Origin of the sequence: Myroides odoratus (assembly GCF_001549985.1) — a bacterium.
In the GTDB taxonomy this organism is placed as follows: Bacteria; Bacteroidota; Bacteroidia; order Flavobacteriales; family Flavobacteriaceae; genus Flavobacterium; species Flavobacterium odoratum_A.
Genome location: NZ_LROZ01000006.1, coordinates 160573 through 177252 on the forward strand (window position 1 = coordinate 160573; position 16680 = coordinate 177252).

At 37.1% G+C, this 16680-nt stretch carries 13 protein-coding genes; 10 read left to right on the forward strand and 3 right to left on the reverse strand.

The genetic code is table 11. The annotated features are described in order from the left end of the window. The 9 genes from rpoC (at nt 1) to AWV75_RS08835 (ending at nt 11764) form a co-directional block, all read left to right on the forward strand. Nucleotides 1-4296: a DNA-directed RNA polymerase subunit beta' gene (gene rpoC, locus AWV75_RS08795; RefSeq protein WP_060874013.1), complete on the forward strand. Its 4296-nt coding sequence runs from the start codon at nt 1-3 to the stop codon at nt 4294-4296. 3 nt (nt 4297-4299) lie between these two features. Continuing rightward, nucleotides 4300-4611, forward strand: a complete 312-nt coding sequence (locus AWV75_RS08800; protein WP_060874014.1) for a DUF3467 domain-containing protein — start codon at nt 4300-4302, stop codon at nt 4609-4611. 628 nt (nt 4612-5239) lie between these two features. Then, nucleotides 5240-5518 carry a hypothetical protein gene (locus AWV75_RS08805; RefSeq protein WP_060874015.1) on the forward strand — a complete coding sequence of 93 codons (279 nt, stop codon included), beginning with the start codon at nt 5240-5242 and terminating at the stop codon, nt 5516-5518. A 137-nt stretch (nt 5519-5655) separates the two neighbouring features. After that, complete coding sequence (gene pdhA / locus AWV75_RS08810; RefSeq protein ID WP_060874016.1) at nt 5656-6654, forward strand: pyruvate dehydrogenase (acetyl-transferring) E1 component subunit alpha; 999 nt, start codon at nt 5656-5658, stop codon at nt 6652-6654. Between the two features lie 9 nt (nt 6655-6663). Next, nucleotides 6664-8301 (forward strand): pyruvate dehydrogenase complex dihydrolipoamide acetyltransferase, encoded by a 1638-nt coding sequence (locus AWV75_RS08815; protein ID WP_060874017.1) that lies wholly within the window; start codon nt 6664-6666, stop codon nt 8299-8301. A 119-nt stretch (nt 8302-8420) separates the two neighbouring features. After that, complete coding sequence (locus AWV75_RS08820) at nt 8421-9368, forward strand: M28 family metallopeptidase (RefSeq protein ID WP_060874018.1); 948 nt, start codon at nt 8421-8423, stop codon at nt 9366-9368. 2 nt (nt 9369-9370) lie between these two features. Then, nucleotides 9371-10048, forward strand: a complete 678-nt coding sequence (locus AWV75_RS08825) for an SDR family NAD(P)-dependent oxidoreductase (protein ID WP_060874019.1) — start codon at nt 9371-9373, stop codon at nt 10046-10048. Nucleotides 10049-10059: 11 nt separating this feature from the next. Continuing rightward, nucleotides 10060-10683, forward strand: coding sequence for a SprT-like domain-containing protein (locus AWV75_RS08830; RefSeq protein WP_060874020.1), 624 nt, complete (start codon nt 10060-10062; stop codon nt 10681-10683). Nucleotides 10684-10693: 10 nt separating this feature from the next. Continuing rightward, a complete protein-coding gene (locus tag AWV75_RS08835) occupies nt 10694-11764 on the forward strand; it encodes a mannose-1-phosphate guanylyltransferase (protein ID WP_060874021.1) in 1071 nt (356 codons plus the stop codon). A 33-nt stretch (nt 11765-11797) separates the two neighbouring features. On the opposite strand, the gene AWV75_RS08840 is transcribed toward AWV75_RS08835, so the two are convergent. Beyond that, the gene (locus AWV75_RS08840) at nt 11798-13591 is read right to left on the reverse strand and encodes a cytochrome c peroxidase (protein ID WP_060874022.1); all 1794 of its coding nucleotides are present in this window, start codon (nt 13589-13591) and stop codon (nt 11798-11800) included. A gap of 59 nt (nt 13592-13650) precedes the next feature. After that, nucleotides 13651-15165 carry a hypothetical protein gene (locus tag AWV75_RS08845; RefSeq protein ID WP_060874023.1) on the reverse strand — a complete coding sequence of 505 codons (1515 nt, stop codon included), beginning with the start codon at nt 15163-15165 and terminating at the stop codon, nt 13651-13653. 222 nt (nt 15166-15387) lie between these two features. Between AWV75_RS08845 and AWV75_RS08850 the strand changes: the two genes are divergently transcribed. Continuing rightward, nucleotides 15388-16122: a sterol desaturase family protein gene (locus AWV75_RS08850; protein ID WP_060874024.1), complete on the forward strand. Its 735-nt coding sequence runs from the start codon at nt 15388-15390 to the stop codon at nt 16120-16122. A gap of 74 nt (nt 16123-16196) precedes the next feature. On the opposite strand, the gene purE is transcribed toward AWV75_RS08850, so the two are convergent. Beyond that, on the reverse strand, nt 16197-16679 hold the full coding sequence (gene purE / locus AWV75_RS08855; protein WP_060874025.1) for a 5-(carboxyamino)imidazole ribonucleotide mutase: 483 nt from the start codon (nt 16677-16679) through the stop codon (nt 16197-16199). Nucleotide 16680: the final 1 nt, after the last annotated feature.

A 16680-nucleotide genomic window follows, 5' to 3' on the forward strand; every position in this document is an offset into this window, starting at 1 on the left:
ATGAATAGAAATAAAGAGAAAAATACCGTAAAAAGGTTTAATAAAATCTCAATTGGTTTAGCTTCACCTGAATCGATTCTTGCTGAATCAAGAGGGGAAGTTCTAAAGCCAGAAACAATTAACTATCGTACGCATAAACCAGAACGTGATGGTTTATTCTGCGAGCGTATTTTTGGACCTGTAAAGGATTACGAGTGTGCTTGTGGTAAGTATAAAAGAATTCGCTACAAAGGAATCGTTTGTGACCGTTGTGGTGTTGAAGTTACTGAAAAGAAAGTACGTAGAGATAGAGTAGGGCATATCAACCTTGTTGTGCCTATCGCACATATTTGGTATTTCCGTTCTTTACCTAATAAAATTGGTTACATCTTAGGGCTTCCTTCTAAGAAGCTTGATATGATTATTTACTACGAGCGATATGTAGTAATTCAACCAGGTATTGCTAAAAATGCTGAGGGTGAACCATTAAATCGCCTTGATTTCTTAACAGAAGAAGAGTATTTGAATATTGCAGATTCTCTTCCGATGGAAAATCAATTCTTAGATGATACAGATCCAAATAAATTCATTGCTAAAATGGGTGCTGAATGTATCATGGATTTATTAGCAACAACTGATTTAGATCAATTGTCGTATACATTGCGTCATGCTGCTAATAACGAAACATCTAAACAAAGAAAAACTGAAGCATTAAAACGTCTTCAAGTGGTTGAGGCTTTCCGTGAATCTAATGAGAATCGCGAGAACAGACCTGAATGGATGATCTTAAAAGTTATTCCAGTTATTCCACCTGAATTACGTCCATTAGTGCCATTAGATGGTGGTCGTTTTGCAACGTCGGATTTGAACGATTTATATCGTCGTGTTATTATCCGTAATAACCGTTTAAAACGATTAATGGAAATTAAAGCTCCTGAGGTAATTTTGCGTAACGAAAAACGTATGCTTCAAGAGGCTGTGGATTCCTTGTTCGATAACACTAGAAAATCTTCTGCTGTTAAAACAGAATCTAACCGTCCATTAAAATCATTATCTGATTCATTAAAAGGTAAACAAGGACGTTTCCGTCAAAACTTACTAGGTAAGCGTGTGGATTATTCTGCTCGTTCGGTAATTGTCGTTGGACCTGAATTGAAATTATATGAATGTGGATTGCCAAAAGATATGGCAGCTGAACTTTACAAACCTTTTGTTATCCGTAAGTTGATTGAAAGAGGAATTGTGAAAACAGTAAAATCTGCGAAGAAAATTATTGATAAAAGAGAACCAGTAGTTTGGGATATCTTAGAAAACGTAATTAAAGGACACCCAGTTCTATTGAACCGTGCTCCTACGTTGCACCGTTTAGGTATTCAAGCATTCCAACCTAAATTGATTGAAGGTAAAGCGATTCAGTTACACCCATTAGTGTGTACGGCGTTTAACGCGGATTTCGATGGTGACCAGATGGCCGTTCACTTACCTTTAGGGCCTGAGGCAATCTTGGAATCTCAATTATTAATGTTGGCTTCACATAATATTTTGAACCCAGCGAATGGTGCACCTATTACAGTACCTTCTCAAGACATGGTACTTGGTCTTTACTATATGACTAAGTTACGTAAGTCTACACCAGAAGAAATTGTAAAAGGAGAAGGATTAACATTCTACTCTGTTGAGGAAGTACACATCGCAATCAACGAAGGGAAACTGGACTTGAATGCTGGGGTAAAAGTACGTGCTAAAGATTATAACGAAAAAGGTGAATTAGCGTATAGAATCATTGAAACTACAGCTGGACGTATCTTGTTCAACGAGGTAGTTCCTGAAAAAGCAGGATATATCAATGAGGTATTAACGAAAAAATCACTTCGTGATATTATTGGAGGTATTTTAGCTACAACTGATGTACCTACAACAGCTGCATTCTTAGATGATATCAAAGGAATGGGGTATGGTTACGCTTTCCGAGGAGGATTATCATTCAGTTTAGGTGATATTATCGTTCCAGAGAAAAAACAAGATTTGATTGATGATGCAAACCAACAAGTAGATCATATTACAATGAACTATAACATGGGGCTTATCACAAATAACGAGCGTTACAACCAAGTAATTGACGTTTGGACTTCAACGAATGCTATGTTGACTGAATTAGCAATGAAGAACATCCGCGAAGATAAGCAAGGATTTAACTCAGTATACATGATGTTGGATTCTGGAGCGAGGGGTTCTAAAGAGCAGATTCGTCAGTTAACAGGTATGCGTGGTTTGATGGCTAAACCGAAAAAATCAACAGCAGGTGGTGGTGAAATTATCGAAAACCCGATTCTTTCTAACTTTAAGGAAGGTCTATCGATTTTAGAGTATTTCATTTCTACTCACGGTGCTCGTAAAGGTCTTGCGGATACGGCGTTAAAAACAGCGGATGCTGGATATTTAACTCGTCGTCTACATGACGTTGCACAAGATGTTATCGTTAACTCTGTAGATTGTGGTACTTTAAGAGGTATTGATGTAATGCCATTAAAGAAAAACGAAGAGGTAATCGAAACGTTAGGAGAAAGAGTATTAGGACGTGTTGCGTTAAACAACGTAGTGAATCCATTAAACTCTGAAGTAATTGTTGGTGCTGGTGAGGAAATCACTGAAGCTATTGCTAAAGCAATCAACGCTGCTCCTATCGAATCTGTTGAAGTTCGTTCTCCATTAACTTGTGAGGCAAAAGTTGGTATCTGTGCGAAATGTTATGGACGTAACTTAGCTACGGCTAGAATGGTTCAAAAAGGAGAAGCTGTTGGAGTTGTTGCTGCTCAATCAATTGGGGAGCCAGGTACACAGTTAACACTGAGAACGTTCCACGTAGGGGGTACGGCAGGAAATATTTCTGAAACATCTACAATTAATGCTAAATTCAAAGGTCGTTTAGAGATCGAAGAACTTAGAACAGTTGAAGGTGAAGATAATGATGGAAAAGCAATCAACATCGTAATTTCTCGTTCTACAGAGGTGAAATTGTTTGATTCAAATACTGGAATTTTGTTAACTACAAACAACATTCCTTACGGTTCTACAATCTATGTAAACGATGGTGATGTGGTTGAAGAAGGAGCTATGATCTGTAAATGGGACCCTTATAACGGTGTAATCGTTTCTGAGTTCACAGGTAAGGTTGCTTATGAAGATATCGAGCAAGGACAAACGTTCATGGTTGAAATCGATGAGCAAACAGGTTTCCAAGAGAAAGTAATTAGCGAATCAAGAAACAAAAAATTAATTCCTACTTTATTAATTTATGGTAAAGATGGTGAGTTAATTCGTTCATACAACTTACCAGTAGGTTCTCACTTAATGGTAAACGATGGGGAGAAAATTAAAGCTGGTAAAGTATTAGTTAAGATTCCTCGTCATACATCAAAAGCAGGAGATATTACAGGAGGTTTACCTCGTATTACAGAGCTTTTAGAAGCGCGTAATCCGTCAAACCCAGCGGTAGTTTCTGAAATTGATGGGGTTGTATCTTTCGGTAAAGTGAAGAGAGGTAACCGAGAAATCGTTGTTGAATCTAGAACAGGTGACGTAAGAAAGTATTTAGTTAAACTTTCAAACCAAATCTTAGTACAAGAGAATGACTTCGTAAGAGCTGGTGTGCCTTTATCAGATGGAGCAATTACTCCAGACGATATTTTACGTATCCAAGGACCTTCTGCTGTACAGCAGTACTTAGTAAATGAGATCCAAGAGGTGTACCGTTTACAAGGGGTAAAAATTAATGACAAACACTTCGAGGTTGTTATTAGACAAATGATGCGTAAAGTTCAAATCCAAGATCCAGGAGATACATTGTTCTTAGAAGATCAATTGGTTCACACAAGTGACTTTATCGTTGAAAACGATCGTTTATTCGGTATGAAAGTTGTTGTTGATGCTGGTGAATCTGAGAACTTGAAAGAAGGACAAATTGTTTCAATGAGAGAATTACGCGATGAGAATTCATTGTTAAAACGCGAAGATAAAAACCTAGTAATTTCTAGAGATGTTATGCCAGCAACTGGTACACCAATTCTACAAGGTATTACTAGAGCTTCCCTACAAACGAAGTCATTTATCTCTGCAGCGTCGTTCCAGGAAACAACAAAAGTATTAAACGAAGCAGCAGTTGCTGGTAAGATCGATACTTTAATGGGATTAAAAGAAAACGTTATTGTTGGACATAGAATCCCTGCAGGTACTGGTATGCGTGAGTATGAAAGTATCCTTGTTTCTACAAATGAAAATGGAGATTTATTAACGCAAGAACAAGAATTAAATTTCTAAACTATGGCGGAAGAGCAAAATAATTTCAACATAGAGTTGGATGAAGTAACGGCAGAAGGAACCTATTCAAATCTGGCAATAATCAATCATTCAAATACTGAATTTGTTGTCGATTTTGTTAACATTATGCCAGGTGTACCAAAAGCAAAAGTGAAGTCGAGAATTATCTTAACTCCGCAACATGCAAAAAGACTTTTACGAGCACTAGAAGATAATATCAATAGGTTCGAACAGTCGAATGGTGAGATCAGAGATTATGAAGTTAGTAATAATACAATGCCACCAATTAATTTTGGACCCAAAGGAGAAGCTTAATTAGCGCTATATAGGAAAGCCTCGCACGAAAGTGCGAGGCTTTTTTTATGTTGACTATGGAAGGAAGATGTTGGACAAAAAGGATCGTTTACAATTTCTTGATGTCTTCGTTGCAGTCCTCGATCATTTGAGGAAATGTTACCTCAATATTAAAGTTGTTGAGTGAGTACTTAGATTGTCTTTTTACCGTTGTAAAGGCTCTTTTTGTGCTAAATGTGAAGTTTGTGTTCAATAGTAAAGGATTGTGTTACATTGTTTGTTGAAAATAGGGGAAATGGACTGAAAGTACAAAGGAATCAAACTGATGAGTTGTGTAAGCAGCAGATTGGATTTCATAACCTAAACTTGATATAGGTTAACTATAGCTTAATTTGATTTTATTGGAATTATCACGGAAATTGATTTGTTTTGTTCTAGCAAAATGAAAGAACTACGCAACACAACGTGTATAGGTGTAAGTGTAAGGAAATACAACAATAGCAAAGCTAAATGTGAGCGATAGTGCATTTCATCTGACCTTACAATAAAGCCAAAATTAGGATAGTCGTTGTTACCGCTCGATTTATATTCATATAAAAAGAAAGTAATGACCTAATTTATATTTTATTTTAAGCGTGAATCGAGCCCTTTGAAGAGAAATTCTCTTGAAGGGCTTATTTTTTGGGGATCAATAGAAGCCTTTGAAAGGGAAAGAAGAACGCAGGTAAGGTTTTATTCTAGGACAAAAGAAGAAGGAATTTTGGGAATAGAAAGTACAAGTAAATTTAAACTACATCATTCGTATAAAAAAGAGGAAAGGGCTGTGAATAATTTGCCGAAAGGAGGATTGAAGGGGTATATTGGTAGTAGTGTTAAGGGGATATGTTTGACTAAAATTAAATATTTTCTTAAAAAATATAAAGAATAATAACTGTAATTTAAAATACTTCAAATAAATTTTTCAATCTAAAGTAGATGTGCTATTTTTGCCTTTCCACAGTATAGTGGGTATTTAGCAAAGTCTGTATTTAGAGTAGCTGATCTACTCATGAAAAGTAAAGTCATATGAAAGAAATTACAAAAGAAGTTTATCTAAAGTGGTATGAAGACATGCTATTTTGGAGAAAGTTTGAAGATAAACTTGCCGCTTTATATATTCAACAAAAAGTAAGAGGATTCTTACACTTATATAATGGGCAAGAAGCTGTTTTGGCTGGAGCTTTACACGCAATGGATTTGTCAAAAGACAAAATGATTACAGCATACAGAAATCACGTACAACCGATCGGATTGGGTGTTGACCCAAGAAGAATCATGGCAGAGTTATTAGGAAAAGGAACAGGTACTTCTCAAGGTTTAGGAGGATCAATGCACATTTTTTCTAAAGAGCATAACTTCTATGGAGGACATGGTATTGTAGGTGGACAAATTCCTTTGGGAGCTGGATTAGCATTCGCAGATAAATATTTTGATAGAAAAGCAGTAACCATGTGTTACTTTGGAGATGGTGCAGCGCGTCAAGGATCATTGCATGAGACATTCAATATGGCAATGAACTGGAAATTACCAGTTGTGTTTATTATTGAAAATAATGGATATGCAATGGGGACTTCAGTTGAGCGTACAGCAAATCACTCAGAAATCTGGAAATTGGGATTAGGATATGAAATGCCTAGTGGACCAGTTGATGGAATGAACCCAGTAAAAGTAGCAGAAGCGATGTATGAAGCAATCGAAAGAGCGCGTCGTGGAGATGGACCTACTTTACTAGAAATGAAAACATACCGATACAGAGGTCACTCGATGTCGGATGCACAAAATTACCGTTCAAAAGAAGAGGTTGAAGAATACAAAAAGATAGATCCAATTACGCAAGTTTTAGATGTGATTAAAGCAAACGGTTACGCTACAGAAAGCGAAATTGAGGCTATGGATCAACGTGTGAAAGACTTAGTAGCTGAATGTGAGAAGTTCGCTGAAGAGTCTCCGTTCCCTGAGTTGAACGTAATGTACGACGTAGTATACGATCAAGAGAATTATCCTTTTTTACCTCATAGATTATAATAAAATAATATGGCAGAAGTAATTACAATGCCACGCTTAAGCGACACCATGACAGAAGGTGTTGTTGCAGCTTGGTTAAAGAAAGTTGGAGATAAGATTTCTGAAGGAGATATCCTTGCTGAAATCGAAACAGACAAAGCAACAATGGAATTTGAATCTTTCTATGAAGGAACATTGTTATACATTGGATTACAAGAAGGAGAAGCTGCTCCAGTTGACTCGCTTCTTGCTATTATTGGAAATGAAGGTGAAGATATTTCTGCTTTAATTGGCGGAGGTGCTGCTCCAGCTGCTGAAAAAGTAGCGGAAGCTGAAGCTCCCAAAGCAGAAGAAAAAACCACTACTGCCGCACCGGCTATTCCAGCAGGTGTGAAAGTAATCACAATGCCGCGTTTGAGTGATACAATGACAGAAGGAACTGTGGCTAGTTGGATTAAAAAAGTAGGTGATAAAATTGAAGAAGGTGATATTTTAGCTGAGATTGAGACGGATAAAGCAACAATGGAATTTGAAGCTTTCGAATCAGGAACGTTATTGTACATTGGAATACAAGAAGGTGAATCTGCGCCTATTGATAGTGTATTAGCTATTTTAGGACCTGCAGGAACTGATGTTACTGCTTTAGTTGAAGGAGCTAAAAATGGTGGAGTTGCACAAGCAACAGCAACTGAAACGCCAGCTGAAGCACCAAAAGCAGCGGAAGCTGTAGCAGCACCAGTTGCAACGGAAACTGCAACAGGAGGAAGAGTATTCGTTTCACCTTTAGCTAAAAAAATAGCTGAAGAGAAAGGAATTAACTTGGCTCAAGTAAAAGGGACAGGTGAAAACGGACGTATTATCAAACGCGACGTTGAAAACTTTGTTCCAACAGCAACACAAGCTCCTGCACAAACAGCAGCTCCAGTTGCACAAGCAACAGCAACAGCAACAGTAGCAGCAGTACAACCATTTATTCCTGCTGGAGAAGTAAGTTCAGAAGAAGTGAAGAACTCGCAAATGCGCAAAACAATTGCACGTCGCTTAGCGGAATCTAAATTTACGGCCCCTCACTATTATTTAACAATCGAAATTGACATGGATAATGCTATGGCTTCTCGTAAGTTAATTAATGAATTACCAGACACAAAAGTATCGTTCAATGATATGGTGGTTAAAGCTTGTGCTATGGCCTTGCGTAAACACCCTCAAGTAAATACACAATGGACTGATAATGCTACTATTTACAACCACCACATCAATGTTGGAGTTGCAGTAGCGGTAGAAGATGGATTAGTAGTACCTGTATTGCCTTTTACAGACCAAATGTCGTTAACTCACATTGGAGCAAAAGTAAAAGAATTAGCAGGTAAAGCGAAAACGAAAAAACTTACACCTGCAGAAATGGATGGTAGTACGTTTACAGTTTCTAACTTAGGAATGTTCGGAATCCAATCGTTTACTTCAATTATCAACCAGCCAAACTCTGCAATTTTATCTGTAGGAGCTATTGTTGAAAAACCAGTAGTGAAAAACGGACAAATTGTAGTTGGTAATACAATGACAGTTACATTGGCTTGTGATCATAGAACAGTAGATGGTGCTACAGGAGCACAATTCTTACAAACATTAAAAAGTTATATTGAAAACCCAGTTACGATGCTGGCGTAATCAAAAAATATAGAATTGAAAGAAAAAGCTTGCATTTTGCAGGCTTTTTTTTGTTTTTTTAGTATTAGTTTCTACGAAAAGGCTGTAAAATACCAAGGGTATTTTGTATTTTTGATACCATGTTTAAAGTGAGATATTTTAGTTTTTTATTAGCGATTGTAGCTACATCATGTGGAGTACCGTCTAAGTTATCAAGTGAAGCGGAAAGCGAGGTTTCTGCATTGAAAATTCAAACTACGCTGAATTATTTAGCATCGGATGAATTGCTAGGTAGAGATTCTGGTAAGGATGGAAATGTACTAGCAGCGACATATTTAGCGGAGGAACTTCAGGCGTACGGCATCAAGCCATATTTTACGAACTATGAAGATAAGTTAGTAGAAGTAGAAAACACATGGAATGTGGTTGGGGTTATTCCAGGTCAAGATCCTGAGCTGAAGAATGAAATTGTTGTTCTAGGCGCACATTATGACCATATTGGCATTCAAAAACCGGTAGCAGGAGATTCTATTGCAAACGGAGCAAATGACAATGCTTCTGGAGTGAGTATCGTATTAGAGCTAGCGCGAAATCTAGCAAAAAAGAAGATGAAACGCACAGTTTTAGTTTGTTTCTTTACTGCTGAAGAATTAGGACTTTTAGGTTCAACACACCTAGCCAATCGATTAAAAGAGGAAGAAGCAAATGTCGTGATGATGTTGAATTTTGAGATGTTGGGGGTACCTATGAAGCGAGAATACACCACTTTTATCACTGGATATGATCAAAGTAATTTAGCAGTAAAAATAAATGAAATAGCAGGCGAAAATTTAGCAGGACGATTTGAGGATGCAGAAAAAATGCAATTGTTCAAACGTTCCGATAATTATCCTTTTTATTTAGCCTTCAACATACCAAGTCAAACCTTCAGTTCTTCTGATTTTGAAAACTTTATATACTATCATCATGTCAAGGATGAAGCGCATTTGATGGATGTACCCTTTATGACAGAACTAACTGAAAAATTTATTCCTGTCGTAGAAAAATTGATTAACTTACCTTCTGGTGAAATTAGATTGAAAAACTAAAGATGAAACATATCATTGTTACAGGAACAAGCCGCGGTATTGGTTTAGAAACTGTAAAAATATTAGCAAATAGAGGACATAAGATTTTGGCTGTTTCTCGAAAAAAAGCAGCTGAATTAGCAGCCTATAAAAATGTTACCTGTCTAGAAATAGATCTTACTGTTGAAGCCGATCTTCAAAAAGTAAGCGACTATGTAGCTACAGAATGGGGGCATATTGATATTTTGATTAATAATGCAGGTGCCTTAGTAAATAAGCCTTTTGAAGAAATCACAACAGAAGAATTCGAATGGGTATACAAAGTTAATGTCTTTGGTTTGGCGCGTTTAGTACAATTGTGTATTCCGCATTTTGTAGTCAATAGCCATGTTGTGACTATTAGCAGTATGGGTGGTGTACAAGGAACAATGAAATTTGGCGGTTTAGCTGCTTATAGTTCAAGTAAAGGTGCGGTGATCATCTTAAGTGAATTGTTAGCGGAAGAATACAAAGAAATGGGTATTGCATTTAATGTGATTGCCTTAGGAGCCGTTCAAACTGAAATGTTAGAAGAAGCTTTTCCAGGGTATCAAGCCCCTTTGATGCCAGAAGAAATTGGAGAATATATAAGTGATTTTGCACTTACAGGAAATAAATACTTTAATGGTAAAGTACTACAAGCATCTAGTACGACGCCTTAAAAATAAGTAGATTGATTACAATACTCAAGCCTTATTTACCGGAATCAGCCTTGGAGGCAGCTTTTGAATTGATCAAGCATTACCACATTCATTTGAAAATAGTGAATGAAAGAGTAACGCGACATGGGGATTATACCAGAGGATTAGATGGCAAGCACTTAATCACCATCAACTCCAATTTAAATCCCTATCGCTTTCTAATGACTTTAATTCACGAGATTGCCCATTTGGTAGCTTTTCAAAAATATGGACGTCATATCAAACCACATGGAGTAGAGTGGAAACAAACATTTCGCTTACTCATGCTGCCTTTTTTAAGACCAGAGGTTTTCCCTGATCGATTGTTGCCTCTTTTGGCCAATCATTTTAGAAACCCTTCGGCTAGTAGCGATACAGATGAGCGCTTGTCGATTGCCATGCGCATGTATGATCAAGTAGAAAAAGGTAGCAACCATTGTTTTGTATATGAGATTCCCTTAGGAAGCCATTTTAAAACGTATAATGGCAAGGTGTTTAAACGCGGTCCATTGCGTGTAAAAAGATTTGAGTGTTTAGAAGTAGCAACAGGGCGATTATTTGTCTTTAAGGCAAACGCTGAAGTTGAAATGATGACACATTATGTTGTAAAACAATAAGAAGAATAGTATGAGTTCGAATTATTATGCTGTTGTAATGGCGGGAGGAGTTGGTTCGCGTTTTTGGCCAGTAAGTACTCCAGAATTTCCTAAACAGTTCCACGATATGTTAGGATCAGGTGAAACCCTGATTCAAAAAACATTCATGCGATTGTCTCAGTTAATACCGAAAGAGAATATCTTGATTTTAACCCATGAGAATTACAAAACAATCGTTCAGGAGCAATTGCCTTCAGTAGAACCCGATAATATCATTTTAGAACCTGCCATGCGAAATACTGCACCGTGTATTTTGTATGCTGCAATGAAAATTAAAAAACTCAATCCCGATGCAGTGATGGTGGTTGCGCCGAGTGATCACTGGATAGAAGATGAGCTTCAATTTGTATCGAATTTACAACGTACATTTGACGTTTGTGAACGAGATCAAGTGTTGATGACATTGGGAATTTTACCGACTTTTCCTAATACAGGATATGGGTATATTGAATTTAATAAATTAGATTCTAGACCCATTAAAAAAGTAGTGCAATTCAGAGAAAAACCAGATTATGTAACCGCAAGAAAGTTTATTCAAAGTAGACATTTTCTATGGAATTCGGGAATTTTTGTGTGGAGTGTGCGTGCAATATTAGATGCATTTTCGAATTTTCAACCAGAAATGACTGCGCTTTTTGAAGCTGGATATGATTTGTTTAATACCGATCAAGAGAAAACGTACATTGACGAACATTATTCTGAAGCAGAGAATATCTCTATTGATTATGCGGTGATGGAAAAAGCCAATAATGTTTATGTTTTACCTGCCACTTTTGATTGGAATGATTTAGGAACTTGGGGATCGTTATACGAAAAATTGCCAAAGGATATTTCAGACAATGCAGTGGTAAATGCTCAAGTGTATTTCAATAATGCAACCAACAATATTGTACGTACAGACAAAGGAAAGTGCGTAGTAGTTGACGGATTAAATGATTACATTGTAGTAGACAAGGAAGATATCCTCTTAATCTATCCAAAGAAAAAAGAACAAGAAATTAAGACCGTTAGTCAATACATAACGACTAAAAAAGAGAAATAAAAGAAAAAGTCCTTGGCATGCCAAGGACTTTTTTTATGCTTGATCACTTAGTGCCTTCATGAAGGCCACTATAGCTTGAATTTCTTGATCGGTTAAATCTAATGGAGTGTCAGGAAGGGTTTGATTTTCTACCTTCAAACCTAAGCCAAGCCCACCTCCTTTGTTGTAGAAGTCCATGACTTCTTCAAGTGTCTCATATACCCCATTATGCATATAAGGACCACTTTCATTGATGTTTCGCACGGTAGGTGTTTTAAATGAGTGTTTCAATTGGTCCAAATCCGTATTGAATACATAGCGTCCCAAATCATCATCTAATTGGGTACCTGCCTTATCTTTTGGAACACCGAGAATCTCTTGCTCAGAACTTCTGAAGTAAGGAGAAACAGTTCCGTTAAATACAGGTAAAAAGTGACAAGTAGCACATTGTGCTTTTCCTACAAATAGGTTAAACCCTTGTTGTTCTTGGGCTGTCATGGCCTGCTTATTTCCTCTCATGTATTGATCAAATCGAGAGTTGAAGGTAGAAAGCGAACGGATATAAGAAGCCAATGCATTTTCTACTTGCCAAACAGCAATCGGAGCATCGGTTTGGTAGGCTTTAGCAAAGTGCTTTTTATAGGTTTCACTTTGATTTAATACCTGAACAATCTCTTGTAAATTACCATGCATTTCATCTTTATTGGTAATTACATCTGAGGTTTGACTTTCTAGTGTCACACTGCGCATATCCCAAAATTGACCGTGATAATAAGCGGCATAATTTAAAGATAAAGCATTTCTGTGTAAAGGATTCCCAGTTAAATCCAACGAAGTTTTTCTGTTTTCACTGAAGGCTTTGTCAGGATGGTGACAAGTGGCACAACTTCTCGTATTCTCTTTGGACAATTGCTGATCAAAAAACAATTCCTTTCCTAACGCAATTTTAGTTGATGTTGGATAATAGGTACTATCCGGTAAAAAAGCATTGAGATTAATGGTATTGGCATCAAATAAAGAACCTGTTTCTCCTCCAATTACCTGATTGGTTTGTAAAAATGGAATTGCCAATTCGCGTTGCAAAGCAACAATCTCTTTGGCTAATGGATCTAAGTACTTTAAAATAAAGGTAAGGTAATCAAAGGAATTTTTCGCAGGATTAACCTGACATAGTGCAATTGCTTCAGTCAGCAGTTGATCTATTGTTGCATAAGCCTGTGTATTGGTCCATGTTTTAGACGCTTGTATGGCTTGATTAACTCCTGATAAACTTGCAGTGGCTTCTATAAATTGCAATTTGCTTGCAGGGGTATCAAAACCTGTAATTCCCAAGGTAGTGATTTGAAAAATCTCCAATTTAAGGGCTTCTAATACAGAAGCAGGTTCAAAGGTAATGGCCTCAAAGTTTTTGTGAATTTTGTTCGATAAGTTTTTGAGTTTTCGCGCTTGAAGCAACAGTTCCTCTTTTGACGTGCTATCATAGACTGGATAAAGGAATTCTTCAACCACTTGAAATCCTTCCGCAGGAATGAATTTGTTTTCGTCTAAATCGAGTTGATCTAATGCTGGACCATTAATAGCCGCTGCTGTATGAGGTAGAAAATAGGATACCGCCCATTCAATTTTTTTATAAGCAAGTCTGCTGGCAATAAACCTTTGTCTAAGTTGCGTACTATCTTGATTATGTTCTATAGCGTGAATAAGTTGGTCGATGTTGGAACTAAGTGTATCCACTTGTTCTACCAAATAAGTATTGTAAGTAAGGGATTGATAGGTGTCTTTTTTTTGACAACTCGTGAATCCAATTGCTAGGAAGAGCAAAAGGAGGTATGGTTTGATGTACTGCATAGGATAAAAAACACACTTTACATGCTGGTTAGAGCATGTAAAGTGTAGTAAATGATATATTATTTTTCGACGTTGCGAATGATTACGACTTGTCCTCCTTCTTTGTTTTTATTTACGCCAGCTTTATCTGCGTTCATAAACTCATCTTTTTGCCAAGTATGAGAGTGGATATTCACAGCAAACGTATTTGGAATCCCTGTTAAGTCTGAAATGTCTTCCATGGCACCAAATTCCCAAGAACCGAATTTTTGTAAATTACCTGATTGATTGTAATTCGCTTGCCATTGGGCATCTTGTCGGTTGTGTTTCATGTTTAACCATGGCTTGTACGTACCATCTGAAATTTTATATTGCCAGATATAAGAATCGTGTTTCGCATCAGCATAGTACGAATCACCATCTTCTTGAATGTAAACGTAGTTTTCAGTTACACAAAGGTTATCAGGATTAATAAGGTTATGTCCTGGGTTACTATCTCCTTCTGCGGCAACAGATAGTTTACCTGTTAGCATATTGTTTTTGTCTAAAACTAATTTATATACACGTCCCCACATGGTGAAACCTTCAACTGGATTACCACCACTAGCTTGTCCCGTAGCAGTGAAGTACATTTCATTTCCTTTGTTGGCTCCTTTGCGGTAGTCGATGTCTTCTACACGTGAAAAACGAATCACACCCAACTCCATATTCTTCTGGTTGATTTGTGCACCCGTTAGATTCTTAGCATTTGGTATCTCTACGAATTCTACATCGTATTCCATCCCTTTCGCCATATCCATTTCTGTATATCCGCCAGATTTTCTCTTCAACGCATATAATTTTCCATTGTGTAAATCGCCTTGATTACCTACGTACATCAATAATTGACCTGCACTTTGGTGGCTTGAACCATACCCTTGATCTTCTCCAATTACGATATACGTTTTCCCTTTAGAAACATCCATAGGTAAAGGAACAGCATTTTCCATACTTGCTTTTCCTAAAGCAGGTAAAACGCGATCTGTTGAGGATTTTAAAGCTGTTGAACCTAGTGGATCAATAGCGTGTACCATACTTTCTTCCCCAGATTCTCCTGCCGTTAAAAATACAGGACCAAATCCATGTAGTTCTGGCTTAGCTAAGGTTGCAGAACACAAACGTGTGATTCCACCAATTCCGTCTACGATATATTCTCCTTTGATAGGTTTGAAGGTTTTGTCTAAATAAACACGAGAAACGGATTGCATGATTTCATGATTCGTAATCATCAAATACCCCTCTCCATTTGGATCTTTCATAAAACCAGCACCATCTGGTTGACCGCCAAATACGAATTCTGGAGATCCTTCTAATTGATCTTCACTAGAAATAAGAGAAAAGATTTCTAAGTTGCTAAAACCAGGCATAGCATATACAAAGGCTGGAGTTTTAGAATGATTTTTTAAAACCACAGGATTTTTAGGGTCTACTGGTTTAGGCTCCTCTATAATAGGATCTTTATCCGTTACTTTGTTGTCGTCATTGTTACACGATGTGGTAGCAAGCGTCAATAGGAAACTCGCAGTCAATACCGTTAGTGTGTTGTTTACTTTCATTTTTGTTTATTTTTGTTAGAGCAAACATAGGGGTTGAAAGTATCTGTAGAGTTATTGATACTTTACCAAATCTTTAACAAAAAAGAGTAGGGGTATTGGTCTTTCAAGCGAGGAATTGACTTGGAAAGTGGAGAAGGAATTAGCTCATAAAGGAGTTAAAACTTTTATTATCCATGCATTAATGCGTACTTTGATGATTCCTATTTTTTAAAAACAAAGGCAATGAATCCGATGGAAACGATATTAACTCAAGATTACCGCTCAATTGTAGGATTTGCATTCCTGCTTAATCTAGCCTTGATGTTGGGATCAATCTTGTTTTACTTCTTGTGGCATGCCTTAAAAAAGAGCAATACTGCAGTTAATGCGTATCAACCGATTGTTCCTTCTGATGTTTGGGCTGTAGTGACGACGTTGATTTGCAATATTGTCATCTTTGTTTTAGGCGCTTTTTTGTGGAAGGAAGGCTACTTAGTTGTTGATTTTAATAAAGTACGTGTTGGAACAATACTCTTACAGCTATTGGCTTTGATTTTGGTTGTTGATTTTTGGATGTACGTTTTTCATAAACTAGCACATAGTAAATTCCTATATCGTTTTATTCACGAAAAACACCATGAACACGTCGGGGTAAATGCGTTGAGTCTGTTTGTGCTTAGTCCTTTAGAGGCAACAGGTTTTGGGTTCATGTTGCTCGTCATTTTATGGTGTTATCCCTTTCACTATCTCAGTGTAGGATTGTATTTTATTATTAATGTCGTATGGGGCACCATTGGTCATTTTAATCGCGTACAAACTGTTGCACGTAAAGGATGGATGACTTGGTTAGGTACAGCTAGTTTTCACAATAGGCACCATATTGAACCACAGATGAACTTCGGGTTTTATACCACGTTGTGGGATCGATTATTTCAAACGCATCAAACAGCTACGTATAAAGGGAATAATAAGACATAAAAAAACCAGTAATTGATATTACTGGTTTAGTATAAAGTTAAACGCACTTGGAAAAGCGCGTCTTGTTATTTAATTTATTGTTTAAGACTTGCTGCTGCTTTTAAAACCGCATCTCTTAGTCCATTTTTATAAGCAATCATTTTATTTCGAATGTCTTCATTTTGACTACCTAAAATTTGCAAAGCTAAAAGACCTGCATTTTTTCCGCCATTTAAGGCAACTGTTGCTACAGGTACTCCACCTGGCATTTGTAAGATAGAAAGAACACTATCCCATCCATCAATTGAATTGCTTGACTTAACAGGAACGCCAATAACAGGAAGTGGAGACATAGAAGCAACCATACCTGGTAAATGCGCTGCACCACCAGCTCCTGCAATAATAACTTGAATCCCTCTGTTGTGTGCATGAGAAGAAAAATCAACTAATTTCTCTGGTGTACGGTGTGCTGAAACAATATCAACTTCAACTTCAACTCCAAATTCTTTAATTATATCGATTGCATCTTGCATGATAGGCATATCTGAAATACTGCCCATTACTACGGCTATTTTCATA